The following is a 13,335-nucleotide window of genomic DNA, read 5'->3' as shown; positions in this document are numbered from 1 at the left end:
TTACCATAAAATTCTAAATAGTATGTAAATATACAAAAAATGGGAATCAAAATCTATGCCTAAAAATGTTAATCCAAGGTTTTATGTACTTGAGATTATTACAGTGTAAGATTCAGGTTACGTTATTGTTATTAAAAGAATTGTTTCCTATAAATGAATGTTATATATTTTACCTTTGAAGATTGTAATAACATTTTAATAAAGTAAAAATGAATATAAAAATTTTGTTGGTTGATGATGAGCCGGATATTTTAGAAATTGTAGGTTATAATTTGTCTTCTGAAGGTTACGAAGTCATTACAGCAGAAAACGGAATGGAAGCCGTGAAAAAAGCTAAAAAAGAAAAGCCACAACTTATCATTATGGATGTCATGATGCCGGAAATGGATGGTATTGAAGCTTGCGAACAAATTAGAAATATTCCTGAATTAAAAGATACTATCATCACGTTTTTAACCGCTAGAGGAGAAGATTACTCTCAAGTTGCTGGATTCGATGCTGGTGCCGACGATTATATTACAAAACCAGTAAAACCAAAAGTTTTGGTAAGCAAGGTTAAAGCTTTATTAAGACGTTTAAAAGAAGAAGCTGTCAATGAGTCTATTGTTAAAATAGGAGACTTAATTATTAATAGAGACGAATATAAAATCGTTTTAAAAGGCGAAGAAATTGTATTGCCAAGAAAAGAATTCGAACTCCTATCTTTATTAGCTTCTAAGCCTGGAAAAGTGTTTAAACGTGAAGAAATTTTAGACAAAGTTTGGGGTAACGAAGTTGTTGTGGGCGGACGTACTATAGATGTGCATATTCGTAAACTTCGTGAAAAAATTGGAGACGACTGCTTTAAAACTGTAAAAGGTGTTGGGTATAAGTTTGTAGATTAATGGCTAAAACAATTAAGAAAACATACAAGTTTGCATTTAAAACGGCATTCTTTTCTGCAGTGCTAGTCGCTATATTACTATGTGTTTATTTATATGTATTTTTTACTGTAAACATACTACACGTATTAGGTTTTAGTCTGTTATTTTATATTATCGCTTTTATAATTATACAATATCGCGTAGAGCGTTTTATTTACAGGCGTGTAAAAAAAATATACGACGATTTAACACTCTTAGAATCTACAAGTCTTCGCAAAAAGCCAATTACTACAGATATGGTTACACTTACGCAAGAAATTGATAAGTATGCCCGTGATAAAAAGTACGAAATTGAAAGTCTACAAGTCCGAGAAGAGTATAGAAAGGAGTTTTTAGGAAATATTTCTCACGAATTAAAAACACCTCTTTTCACGGTTCAAAGCTATATCTTAACGCTAATAGATGGTGCTGCAGATGACAAGAATATAAGAGAAAAGTATTTAGATCGTGCGAGTAAAGGTGTGGAGCGCCTTATTTTTATAGTGAACGATTTAGACATGATTACCAAATTAGAAGTCGGTGATTTAAGTCTGAAAATAGAAGAATTCGATATCGTCGAGTTGGTCTCGAATGTGTTCGAAATGTTTGAAATGAAAGCGTCTAAAAAACGAATTACTTTAACTTTCGATAGGTTGTATACAGAACCTATTTATGTGAATGCAGATAAAGAGCGTATCCAGCAAGTATTAACTAACCTGATTGTGAATTCTATTAAATATGGTCACGATAAAGGAACTACCGAAGTTAGTATCGAGAATCTAATTAAAAACAAAGTCATTGTTCGTGTTACGGATAATGGCGAAGGAATTACACAAAATAATATTCCGCGTTTGTTCGAACGTTTTTATCGTGTCGATAGAAGCGGATCTAGGAAAGAAGGTGGTTCTGGTTTAGGTTTGGCTATTGTAAAGCATATTATCGAAGCTCACGACGAAAAAATATATGTGGAGAGTGATCTTGGTGTGGGTAGTGAGTTTTCATTCACTTTAGAAAAGACTAAATAAGGTTTTAAAATCTACATCCGTATTTTGTCCGTTTAATCCTTGGTAGTGTTGAATGGTTTCTAATTTGTCGATTGTAAAATCATTTTGTTTACAATACGGCACAAGGTTTAATTCCTCTAAGCGTTTCGCTAAATATTCTTGCTCAAACTGACCAGGAGTAGGGATGAAAAATGCTTTTTTTCCAAGAACAGAAAGATCCATAACCGTAGTATAACCCGAACGGCAAAGTACTGTTTTACTCGAGTTTATTACATTCGCGAGTTGCTCGCCCGCCATAAAATTATAAATTGTTATATTTCCTTTAGTAGTAACTGTTTGTTCTTTTTCTATCACACCGCGAACACATAAAATACGCCGCGGATCATCTTTAAAAGCATTCAATAGTTGAACTTCTAAAAGTGTTCGTTGCGGTTCTGGTCCAGAAAGTAAAATTAAAATATGGTAGATCTTTTCAAGAGGTTTTCTTTCAAACCGACTTAAAGGCCCTAAATATATTAAAGGAATTTCAATCCCTTTCATATGTCCTAGTTTCCCACTTAAACTAGGTTCTTTTTCATGATCCGGTATCCAACATTCATTAAACTTTTCAATCACACGCTGATGCATTTTTGTACTCAACCAAGTAGTACTTCCGCTTAAAACTTGCAATTGATGCGTTATAAAAACCGATGGGATTTTTTTACTGTGAACGCCAAGACGATTATCGGAAATTATGCCATCTATATTATGAGTTTCTACAAGTTCTTTAGTTGCTTTTTTTTCAGCTTTTATAGCTTTAAGGAGTTTTGGAGAATCCTTTAGGAGTTTCAATTTAAAAAAATGTCCTTTTTTCGCGTAGGTTATGTCGTAAGCAGGAAGTTCAATAGTTTCAACATTAGGGAATTCCTTTTTTAAAAGTGCTAAAGCAATACCATCGCTAGCAATTACGGGTGTATAATTGTGTGTAATTAATTGGTTAATAATCGGAATGCATCGTGTAGCATGCCCTAATCCCCAATTTAGCGGTGCGATAAGTATTCGTTTCTTCATAAATATAGCAAAGTAAACACGTGCTGTGTGTTCTTATATTGTATCCAATCTATTGATAAGGATGTTTAAATATCTAAAAAATGTTTCATTTTAATATGTCTAAATGCTTATAAAACGGTTTACAAATCATTAAATTTTAAAACTAAAGGAGAAAAAATTGTAAAGTAGAAACAGTCTGACGTATTTTTGTCCCTGATTTTACAAGAAAAATTTTTAAAAGTGGGGAGCAAAAACAAACTTAAGCGATTTAGAGAAAATGAAACCTTTGATAATGTGTTTCAACCAAGTCGCGAAGAATTAGTCGAAGGAAATTTTGAATTAAAGGGACATTGGAACGAGAAAGTATTTAAAAATAACAATCCTTTAGTTTTAGAATTAGGATGTGGTAAAGGTGAATATTCGGTTGGGTTAGCTCAGAAATTCCCAGATAAGAATTTTGTAGGTATCGACATTAAAGGCGCTCGTTTTTGGAGAGGTGCTAAAACTGCGGTTGAAGATGGAATCCCTAATGTTGGATTTTTAAGAACGCAAATAGAATTAATTCAACATGCCTTTGCAGAAGGAGAAGTTGACGAAATTTGGATTACGTTTCCAGATCCGCAAATAAAATATAAGCGTACTAAACATAGAATGACCAATACCGATTTTCTTCAGAAATACAAAAGTATTTTAAAATCCGATGGTGTTGTGAATTTAAAAACCGATAGCGAATTTATGCACGGTTATACTTTAGGTTTGTTACATGGTGAAGGGCATGAGGTTTTATATGCAAATCACGATGTGTATAAACAAGAAGGAAGTCCAGAAGAGGTGACCGAAATACAAACATTTTACGAATCTCAGTATTTGTTAAAAGGTAAAGCGATAACATACATTAGATTTAAAATTAAATAAGGTTTGAATATTACGCTAATCTTCTTTTTAGGATTTATAGTGTCCCTTGTGGGCGTTATTCCACCTGGTCTGTTAAATATGACAGCGGCCAAAATTAGTTTAAAAGAAGGGGCTAATCGCGGAATGGTTTTTTCGATAGGTGCTTGCGTAATCGTACTTGTTCAAACATTTATTGCCGTTATTTTTGCAAGATTTCTTACTCAGCGCCCTGATGTTATAGATGTTTTGCAACGCGTTGCTTTGGTACTTTTTATTTTATTATCGGTGTATTTCTTTTTTATTGCTAAAGGCGATGGTGATGTAGAAAATAAAGATGCTCCCGATATTCGTAGTAAAAAAAGTAGGTTCTTTCAGGGCATGCTAATGTCTGCATTAAATATATTTCCCATTCCTTTTCAGGCTTATATGAGTGTAACACTCGCTTCCTTTGGATGGTTAACGTTCGAACAGTCGGATATTTTATCTTATGTTTTTGGCGCGGCTACAGGATCTTTTGTTATGCTTTACATTTACATGTTCTTTTTTGATAGAATTCAAAGTCAGCGCTTCAAGTCGCAAAAAAACATGAATAGGTTAATAGGACTTATTACTGCTATTGTTGCTTTAGCAACCTTAATACAAGTTGTAAAAGATTCCTTATGAAACCAGAAACACTTCATTTTTTCGACAGAGTTTATGAAGTCGTTAAACAAATCCCCTCTGGTAAAGTCACTAATTATGGTGCTATTGCTCGGTATTTAGGCGCTGCCAAAAGTGCTAGAATTGTGGGCTATGCTATGAATGCTTCTCATAATATGGACGATGTTCCTGCACATCGCGTAGTTAATAGAAATGGTTTACTTACGGGTAAGTTTCATTTCGACGGTACAAATCTCATGCAGCAATTGTTAGAAAATGAAGGTGTTGAGGTAAAGAACAATCAAGTTGAAAACTTAAAAGATTACTATTGGGATCCCAACGAAGAACTTAATCTTCACGATACTATTTAAATAAAAAACACACAAACGTCTATGAAAAAATATCTCATAATTTTTTTAATATTTATAAGTTTTGTGTCCTGCCAGAAAAAGAAAGAAGCAGATTCTCCTATTGAAGTTGGAGTGTCTTGGGAATTAGCTCAAGCTAGAAAAGCGAGACTGTCCGATATTAATTATCATTTAAATTTCAATTTACCAAAAGATAAATCTGAACCTATTTTTGCTAGTTTAGAATTGTATGTTTCACTAAATGATATTTCGAGTCCGTTAGTTTTGGACTTCAACCCTAATAATACCAAAGCGCCTAGAGTGCTTATAGATTCGGATACTATTGAAAGTATTCAGAAAAATGAACATCTTATTATACCTGCGAAATATCTAAAAATAGGAGAAAATAAATTTCTAATAGAATTTCAAGCGGGCGATCAATATTTGTATCGCAACGACGATTATTTGTACTCGTTATTGGTGCCAGATCATGCAAGAGGTTTGTTCCCGTGTTTCGATCAGCCTAACTTAAAAGCAATATTTAATTTAGAACTCACAGCGCCTAAAGATTGGACAGTTTTAAGTTCGACTTTTCCTGAAATTGTATCAGAAACAGAGATTAGTTCTACTTATACTTTTGAGACCTCTAATCTTATGAGTACCTATTTGTTTTCGTTTGTTGCCGGCGAATTTGATGCCGTTATCCGAGATAATCATCGGTTTTTGTATCGGGAGCATGACTCACTTAAAATTAAAGAAAGTTTAGATCCTATTTTCGAATTACACGAAAAGTCTTTAAATTTTTTAGAAGGGTATACAAATTATGATTTTCCGTTTAAGAAATTAGACTTTGTAGCGATACCATTTTTTCAATTCGGAGGTATGGAACATGTTGGTGCTATTCAGTATAAAGCATCATCGCTATTTTTTGAGAATTATATGCCTAAATTAAAGCATTGGGGTAGAGCAAAATTAATTGCTCACGAATCTGCGCATATGTGGTTTGGAAATTTAGTTACTATGGATTGGTTTAACGATGTGTGGTTAAAGGAAGTGTTTGCAAATTTTATGGCTGCGAAAATTGTGAATCCGAATTTTTCAGAATTGAATTTCGACCTTTTAAATTTGGTTACCACGGCACCAAGTGCGTATAATGTAGATCGGACAAAAGGCACAAATGCGATTCGACAGAATTTAGATAATTTAAATGATGCCGGGAGCATGTACGGCGATATAATTTACAAGAAAGCTCCAATAATGATGAATCAATTAGAGATGTTATTGGGCGAAAAACAGTTTAAATTAGGCGTTCAGGAATACATTAAAACATATGCCAATTCTAATGCAACTTGGGATGATTTAATAGCCATTTTTGATGCGAAAACAGATACAGATTTAAATGCATGGAGCGATGTATGGGTAAATCAAACCGGGAGACCTGTGTTTACAGACCATATTCTCTACGAGAATAATAGTATTAAATCTTTAATCTTGGAGCAAACTGCAGAAGATGGGAGCGATAAATTATGGCCACAAAAATTGGAAGTGGCCTTGGTGTATTCAGATTCTATTGCGAAAAGAACAATTTTAATAGACGGGAAATCTTTAGACATAAATGCGGTTGCTGGCATGCCAAAACCAAAATCGATTGTGTATAATAGTAATGGTTATGGTTACGGCGTTTTTCCTATAGATTCTACTTCTGTATTGGATAATTACAAAATACAGGATGACGTTTTGAGAGCTTCAAATTATATAAACACATACGAAAACGCGCTGTCTGGGAGTACCTCTGTTAAAACAGCTTTATATGGGTTTCTGTATGGTTTAGAACATGAAACAAACGAATTAATTATGGGTACCTTGTCCTCAAATTTCACAAGTTTATATTGGAGCTTTTTAAGTGAAGACGAGCGTTTAAAACTTCAGCCTGAATTGACAACTGTTTTATGGAGGCGATTAAATATGGATGTAACGACATCGGTTAAGAAAAGCATATTCGGAGCCTTCTCTAGCTTGGCGTATCAAGGTGAAAGCTTGGATCAGCTTTATCGTATTTGGAATAAAGATATCACTATTGCGAATTTAAAACATAACGAAAAGGATTATACCAATCTAGCTATGAAATTGGCTCTGTATAATCATCCAAAAAGCGGAGATATTTTAAAAGAAGCAGAGGCACAAATATCTAGTCAAGACGATATAGATCGATTCGTGTTTTTATTACCCGCTTTATCATCAAAAGATGAAGAAAGAAAAGCCATGTTCTTATCGTTTCAAGATGTCGAAAATAGAAAACACTCCGATTGGGTAGGAACGGCGAGTCATTTTATTCACCATCCATTACATCAAAAGGAAGCTATTAATTACGTAGCAGTTAGTTTGGAAGCTTTAGAAGATATTAAAAACACTAGCGATTTATTTTTTCCAAAGAAGTGGTTGGGTGCCACTATAGGAAAATATCAAACTAAAGAGGCTCAAGTTATTTTGGAAACTTATTTAAAGGAAAACCCTAATTTAAATCCGCAGTTATTAGCGAAAATTTTACAGGCAACAGATAATTTAAGTCGTTACCAGGATATGATTTCGGACTAAAAAAGGTGGTACGTAATTCGAAAAACATCTGAGATTATACGGTTTTTTATTAATGCAGATTTTTAAGTCGTTATTACGCGAGAAATGGGGAGATGTAATTAACAAATTTTTGCTAATTAAGTCCTTCAGTTTCTAAACAATTCACAGTATATTTGTGACTTAGAATTAATCTAAATAAATAATTTCTGAAAATAATGTAAGGGTTTCAGTAATAGCTCTTCTAAAAGCTTCTCTAGCTTTATAATTTCACAAATAATATATTAAAATGAAGATACAAAAAGAAGATGTTTTCAAAGCATTACAAACTATAACAGTACCTGGTGAAGGACAAAATATGGTTGATAGTGGGGCTGTAAAAAATGTAATAGTTTTTGGTGATGAAGTTGTTGTAGATATTATCATTGCAAACCCGAGTTTACAAGCAAAAAAAAGAACTGAAGTAGATATTTTAAAAACGATTCACGAATTAGTTTACGAGAAAGCTAAAATTACAGTGAATTTAAAAGTTGAAGCTCCAGCTGCGAAACCTAAAAATGAAATTAAAGGGAAGCAAATTCCTGGGATTCAAAATATAGTTGCAGTAGCGTCAGGTAAAGGTGGTGTAGGGAAATCTACAGTAACAGCAAACCTAGCGGTAACTTTGGCTAAAATGGGCTTTAAAGTGGGGATTTTAGATGCGGATATTTACGGGCCTTCTATGCCAATAATGTTCGATGTTGAAGCCGAACGTCCGTTGTCGGTTACGATAGATGGAAAACCTAAAATGAAACCTGTCGAAAACTACGGCGTAAAAATATTGTCTATCGGATTCTTTACCAAACCAGATCAAGCAGTTGTTTGGAGAGGACCTATGGCAGCAAAAGCTTTAAATCAGATGATTTTCGATGCACATTGGGGAGAACTTGATTTTCTATTATTAGATTTACCTCCAGGAACAGGAGATATTCATTTAAGTATCATGCAGGCGTTACCAATTACTGGTGCGGTTGTCGTGAGTACGCCGCAAAATGTAGCTTTAGCCGATGCTAAAAAAGGAGTTGCGATGTTTCAGCAAGAAAGCATCAATGTACCTGTATTAGGAATAATTGAAAACATGGCGTATTTTACACCTGAAGAATTGCCGGAAAATAAATATTATATTTTTGGTAAGGAAGGTGCTAAACACTTAGCCGAAGATTTACAAGTTCCATTTTTAGGAGAATTACCATTGGTACAAAGTATACGTGAGGCAGGAGATGTTGGTCGTCCAGCAGCGCTACAAACAGCTACTATTTTAGAGAAATCTTTCGAGAAAATTACACAAAATGTAGTAGAAGAAGTAGTGAAAAGAAATGTTGATTTACCTCCAACAGAAGCAATTAAAATTACGACGATGGCTGGTTGCTCATCAGTTAAAAAATAAGTTATGACTTCAGAAGAAATAAGATTAAATGTAGAGAAAGCGTTAGATGAAATCCGTCCGTTTTTAGAAAGTGATGGAGGAAATATTTCTCTAATTTCTATAGAAGATGATAAATTAGTTCGCGTGCAACTTCAAGGAGCATGTGTCGGTTGTAGCGTAAATCAAATGACGTTAAAATCGGGGGTAGAAATGACTATTAAAAAGTATGTACCTCAAATAGAGCAAGTGATAAATGTAGAATAAAAAAAGTAGCGATACTTTTTAGAAGAGACTAATACATGATTAAGACAGACATTCTAATTATTGGCGCAGGCCCAACTGGATTATTTACCGTTTTCGAAGCTGGATTATTAAAATTAAAGTGTCATTTAATTGATGCTTTACCACAAGCAGGTGGACAATGTTCAGAATTATATCCTAAAAAACCAATTTACGATATTCCTGGTTTTCCAGAAATATTGGCTGGAGATTTAACCAAAAATCTTTTGGAACAATCTAAGCAATTCGAACCTGGTTTTACCTTAGGAGAACGTGCAGAAACAGTTGAAAAACAAGAAGATGGTTCGTTTATCGTGACAACAAATAAAGGCACTAAACATCAAGCCCCAATTGTTGCAATTGCTGGTGGTTTAGGGAGTTTTGAGCCAAGAAAACCACTTATTCCTAACATTGCTTCATTTGAGGATAAGGGTGTTGAATATTTCATTAAAGATCCAGAAGTATATCGCGACAAACGTGTTGTGATTTCTGGTGGAGGAGATTCTGCACTAGATTGGAGTATCTTCTTGGCAGATATCGCTTCAGAAGTGACTTTAATTCACCGAAGAAATGAGTTCCGAGGCGCTTTAGATTCTGTTGAAAAAGTTCAGGAATTAACGTCGAAAGGAAAAATAAAATTAGTAACTCCTGCCGAAGTCATTAATGTTATTGGTCATAATAAAGTTGAAGGTGTCGTTGTTGCGCAATCTCAGCACATCGATAAAGAATTTATCATAGAAACAGATCATTTTATTCCGCTTTTCGGATTGTCTCCAAAATTAGGTCCTATAGGAAACTGGGGACTTGAAATTGAAAAGAATGCGATAAAAGTGGATAACGCTTTGGATTACCAAACGAACATTCCAGGGATTTATGCTATTGGAGATGTAAATACCTATCCAGGAAAATTAAAATTGATTTTATGCGGATTTCATGAGGCAACGTTAATGTGTCAATCGGCGTATAAAATTATTAATCCAGGGAAGAAATACGTGCTTAAGTATACAACGGTAAGCGGTATTGATGGATTTGACGGGTCTAGAAAAGAATCTCCAAAAGCTGTAGTTAAGGCTATTAAATAAAAAAATAAAAGTGTAGTTTTGGTCGATGTTTTATTAATCAACCAACCGAGTAGTACAAACTATGGAAGAGCAAGATATAAATATTAAGATTACAGATAGAGATGGGGTAATGCACGATGTTGTAGCACCTACAGATATGGCCATGAATTTAATGGAAGTCGTTCGTTCTTACGAGCTGGCTCCAGAAGGTACAATTGGTGTTTGTGGTGGAATGGCAATGTGTGCTTCTTGTCAGTGTTATGTGGAATCTGATACTGAATTACCAGAGATGCAAGACGACGAAGAAGCAATGCTTTCTGAAGCGTTTAATGTTAAAGACAATAGCCGCTTAGGTTGTCAGATTCAAATGACACCAGCTATGGAAGGTTTAAAAGTTACACTTGCTCCAGAGAGTTAGATAATTTTTATTGCTTAAATTAAAAATAGAATACCCAAAACAGCTTACTTAAAAAGTTGTTTTGGGTATTGTTGTATATTGTAAATATGTAAAAAATGAATCTCTATGCCGTCTGATATTTACTCAATTTCAAGACTTGTAATGCGCGGAATCTAATCTTACCTGAAATTAATTGATAAACGAATTTAGATCATAATTATGTTATTACTTAAAAGCATTTAATCCCGTAATATCTAATCCCGTTATTAAGAGATGAATATCGTGTGTCCCTTCATAAGTAATCACACTCTCAAGGTTCATTGAATGACGCATAATACTGTATTCTCCCGTAATACCCATACCTCCCAACATTTGCCTTGCATTTCTAGCAATCGTTATAGCCATGTCTACATTGTTGCGTTTTGCCATAGAAATTTGAGCAGAAGTTGCTTTGTTTTCATTTTTTAATACACCAAGACGCCAGGTTAATAATTGTGCTTTGGTGATTTCGGTAATCATTTCGGCTAACTTTTTTTGTTGCAGTTGAAACTGTCCAATAGGTTTGCCAAACTGCATACGTTCCTTACTATAGCGTAAAGCGGTGTCGTAACAATCCATAGCAGCACCAATGGCACCCCAAGCAATTCCATATCTAGCAGAATCTAAACAACCAAGTGGTGCACCTAATCCAGATTTATTGGGTAGTAGATTTTCTTTTGGAATTATAACATTATCAAAAATTAATTCGCCTGTAGCCGAAGCACGAAGCGACCATTTGTTGTGAGTTTCTGGAGTTGTAAAACCTTCCATACCACGCTCTACAAGTAAACCGTGAATACGTCCAGTTTCATCTTTTGCCCAAACCACAGCAACTTGTGCAAACGGTGCGTTTGAAATCCACATTTTTGCACCATTTAGAAGATAGTGGTCTCCCATATCTTTAAAGTTGGTGGTCATTCCCGACGGATTAGAGCCATGGTCCGGTTCGGTTAGCCCAAAACACCCTATCCATTCGCCACTAGCCAATTTAGGTAAGTATCTTTTACGCTGTGTTTCGTTTCCATATTTCCAAATGGGATACATAACTAAGGACGATTGCACAGAAGCTGTACTTCGAATCCCGGAATCACCCCGTTCAATTTCTTGCATAATTAGTCCGTACGAAATCTGATCTAATCCAGCACCGCCATATTCTTCTGGAATATAAGGACCGAAAGCTCCAATTTCTGCAAGGCCACTAATAATTTGTTTCGGAAATTCTGCTTTTTGGGCGTAGTCCTCAATAATCGGAGAGACATCCCGTTTTACCCATGCTCTAGCGGCATCGCGAACTAATTTGTGCTCATCGGATAATAAATCGTCTAGATTGTAATAATCGGGTGCTTCAAATAGATCTGGTTTCATACCGCTAATGTTTTTTAGATAAGAAATTGGTGCGCTTATCTATAGTGAGTAATCTCAAATTTAACGATTACTCAGCAAAACATTACATCTTTAAATAGAAATCTTTTGTAAGCTTAATGTAGTCTTCGGTGTATTTATGGCGTTCAGTTTCAATAATAAGTGCGTTTATTTCAAGATCAGTTTTTTCGAATGATAACTGTATTAAACTGCGTTTTATTTCTGAATCAGGATTACCCTTTACGTGTAGAATTTTATTAGGAAACAAGTCTACCTTAGATGCTAAATCAATAATAGTCGCTTCTTCTTTAAAAGGAACAATCAAACAAAATGTACCATGTTCCGATAATAATTTTGAAGCACTATCTATTAAATGGTCAAAAGGAAGCGCTTCTGCAAAACGTGCCAAATCACGTTGTTCATTATTCGTTTTATAATCTTCCGAATAGAAGGGCGGATTTGAAATAATAAGATCGTATTCGTCTTCAATTTCGTCCACAAATTCTTCTAGAGCGGCGTGATAACAAAATAAGCGATCTGCCCAAGGTGCATTTTCAAAATTTTCTACACATTGTTCGTAAGCCGCGTCGTCAATTTCCATGGCGTCAATAACCTCTATACCACTACGCTGCGCTAGCATTAAAGAAATAACTCCGGTTCCTGCACCAATATCAAGTGCCGAAAATGGACGATGGGCCAAGCTTGCCCAAGCACCAAGTAATACGCCATCTGTACCAATTTTCATAGCACAACGATCTTGATTAATAGTGAATTCCTTGAATTTAAACGGTTTACTCATAATAAGGCTGTAATATATACTTCGGAAAGGGGGGCTTTCCGAAGTATTGTTTTATTAAAAATGAGATTTACTCTTCCAAATACAAATCAATTAAACCTTCAGGAGTTTCTACAAAAATGGTTTTGTTAGGTTTGTCTACTTTTGATATAAATTCGTCGTTCATCGGAATTAAAATTTCAATACCATCACGATCTATTTCGAAAAGCGCTTGTGCTGTAGAATCGTTAATAGATTGTACAATACCTACTTTTCCGAAGTTAATATCTTCGACGGTAAACCCTATAATTTCATGAAAATAGAATTTGTTACCTTCTAATTCCGGTAAAAAACTAAGGGGTAAGTATAAATCCGATTTCATTAAAGCATCAGCATCGGCTTCAGAATCTACATCTTCAAACTTAATACGTAATAATTCTGATTTGTGAAGTTGAGATGATTCAATAAAAAAGGGTACTAAATTATTCCGTAAATCGATAAAGACAGAATCCATGTCTTCGAATAATTCAGGTTCGTCGGTGTCTAGTTTTATTAGCAATTCACCTTTAAAACTATATTTTTTTACAATCTTTCCAAGAAAGAAACAGTCTTCTTTTTTCATAATATTTTA

14 protein-coding genes are annotated in these 13,335 nt (G+C 34.5%); 10 read left to right on the top strand and 4 right to left on the bottom strand.

Annotation, left to right across the window (positions count from 1 at the left end; genetic code table 11):
• Positions 1-209 precede the first annotated feature (209 nt).
• Both ACFFVB_RS01255 and ACFFVB_RS01250 read left to right on the top strand, forming a co-directional pair.
• Positions 210-884 (top strand): response regulator transcription factor, encoded by a 675-nt coding sequence (locus tag ACFFVB_RS01255; protein ID WP_382380349.1) that lies wholly within the window; start codon positions 210-212, stop codon positions 882-884.
• On the top strand, positions 884-1,927 hold the full coding sequence (locus tag ACFFVB_RS01250; RefSeq protein WP_382380347.1) for a sensor histidine kinase: 1,044 nt from the start codon (positions 884-886) through the stop codon (positions 1,925-1,927). The genes ACFFVB_RS01255 and ACFFVB_RS01250 overlap by 1 nt, the downstream gene beginning before the upstream one ends.
• Here the strand turns inward: ACFFVB_RS01250 and ACFFVB_RS01245 are convergent.
• The gene (locus tag ACFFVB_RS01245; RefSeq protein WP_382380345.1) at positions 1,910-2,956 is read right to left on the bottom strand and encodes a glycosyltransferase; all 1,047 of its coding nucleotides are present in this window, start codon (positions 2,954-2,956) and stop codon (positions 1,910-1,912) included. The genes ACFFVB_RS01250 and ACFFVB_RS01245 overlap by 18 nt on opposite strands.
• Before the next feature lie 219 nt (positions 2,957-3,175).
• Here ACFFVB_RS01245 and trmB point away from each other — a divergent pair, with 219 nt between their 5' ends.
• The 8 genes from trmB to ACFFVB_RS01205 all read left to right on the top strand — a co-directional run bounded on the left by trmB (position 3,176) and on the right by ACFFVB_RS01205 (position 10,549).
• Positions 3,176-3,850 (top strand): tRNA (guanosine(46)-N7)-methyltransferase TrmB, encoded by a 675-nt coding sequence (gene trmB / locus ACFFVB_RS01240; protein WP_382380343.1) that lies wholly within the window; start codon positions 3,176-3,178, stop codon positions 3,848-3,850.
• Between the two features lie 3 nt (positions 3,851-3,853).
• Positions 3,854-4,492: a LysE family translocator gene (locus ACFFVB_RS01235; RefSeq protein WP_382380341.1), complete on the top strand. Its 639-nt coding sequence runs from the start codon at positions 3,854-3,856 to the stop codon at positions 4,490-4,492.
• Positions 4,489-4,839, top strand: a complete 351-nt coding sequence (locus tag ACFFVB_RS01230; protein ID WP_382380339.1) for an MGMT family protein — start codon at positions 4,489-4,491, stop codon at positions 4,837-4,839. The genes ACFFVB_RS01235 and ACFFVB_RS01230 overlap by 4 nt, the downstream gene beginning before the upstream one ends.
• 21 nt (positions 4,840-4,860) lie before the next feature.
• Complete coding sequence (locus ACFFVB_RS01225; RefSeq protein WP_382380337.1) at positions 4,861-7,410, top strand: M1 family metallopeptidase; 2,550 nt, start codon at positions 4,861-4,863, stop codon at positions 7,408-7,410.
• Between the two features lie 265 nt (positions 7,411-7,675).
• The gene (locus tag ACFFVB_RS01220; RefSeq protein ID WP_382380335.1) at positions 7,676-8,812 is read left to right on the top strand and encodes an Mrp/NBP35 family ATP-binding protein; all 1,137 of its coding nucleotides are present in this window, start codon (positions 7,676-7,678) and stop codon (positions 8,810-8,812) included.
• A 3-nt stretch (positions 8,813-8,815) separates the two neighbouring features.
• Entirely contained in the window at positions 8,816-9,055 is a 240-nt protein-coding gene (locus ACFFVB_RS01215) for a NifU family protein (protein ID WP_299777821.1), read from the top strand.
• A 35-nt stretch (positions 9,056-9,090) separates the two neighbouring features.
• On the top strand, positions 9,091-10,152 hold the full coding sequence (locus tag ACFFVB_RS01210) for an NAD(P)/FAD-dependent oxidoreductase (protein ID WP_382380332.1): 1,062 nt from the start codon (positions 9,091-9,093) through the stop codon (positions 10,150-10,152).
• A 61-nt stretch (positions 10,153-10,213) separates the two neighbouring features.
• Positions 10,214-10,549, top strand: a complete 336-nt coding sequence (locus ACFFVB_RS01205; protein ID WP_382380330.1) for a 2Fe-2S iron-sulfur cluster-binding family protein — start codon at positions 10,214-10,216, stop codon at positions 10,547-10,549.
• A gap of 204 nt (positions 10,550-10,753) precedes the next feature.
• Here ACFFVB_RS01205 and ACFFVB_RS01200 read toward each other — a convergent pair whose 3' ends face one another.
• The 3 genes from ACFFVB_RS01200 to rimM all read right to left on the bottom strand — a co-directional run bounded on the left by ACFFVB_RS01200 (position 10,754) and on the right by rimM (position 13,326).
• The gene (locus tag ACFFVB_RS01200; protein ID WP_382380328.1) at positions 10,754-11,932 is read right to left on the bottom strand and encodes an acyl-CoA dehydrogenase family protein; all 1,179 of its coding nucleotides are present in this window, start codon (positions 11,930-11,932) and stop codon (positions 10,754-10,756) included.
• 82 nt (positions 11,933-12,014) lie between these two features.
• Positions 12,015-12,728: a tRNA1(Val) (adenine(37)-N6)-methyltransferase gene (locus ACFFVB_RS01195; RefSeq protein WP_382380326.1), complete on the bottom strand. Its 714-nt coding sequence runs from the start codon at positions 12,726-12,728 to the stop codon at positions 12,015-12,017.
• Positions 12,729-12,795: 67 nt separating this feature from the next.
• Positions 12,796-13,326 carry a ribosome maturation factor RimM gene (gene rimM, locus ACFFVB_RS01190; RefSeq protein ID WP_382380324.1) on the bottom strand — a complete coding sequence of 177 codons (531 nt, stop codon included), beginning with the start codon at positions 13,324-13,326 and terminating at the stop codon, positions 12,796-12,798.
• Positions 13,327-13,335 lie beyond the last annotated feature (9 nt).

Source organism: Formosa undariae (assembly GCF_042427615.1).
Lineage (GTDB): Bacteria > Bacteroidota > Bacteroidia > Flavobacteriales > Flavobacteriaceae > Formosa > Formosa undariae.
Note: the sequence above shows the minus strand (reverse complement) of the source record. Positions and strands in the feature narration are given on the sequence as shown.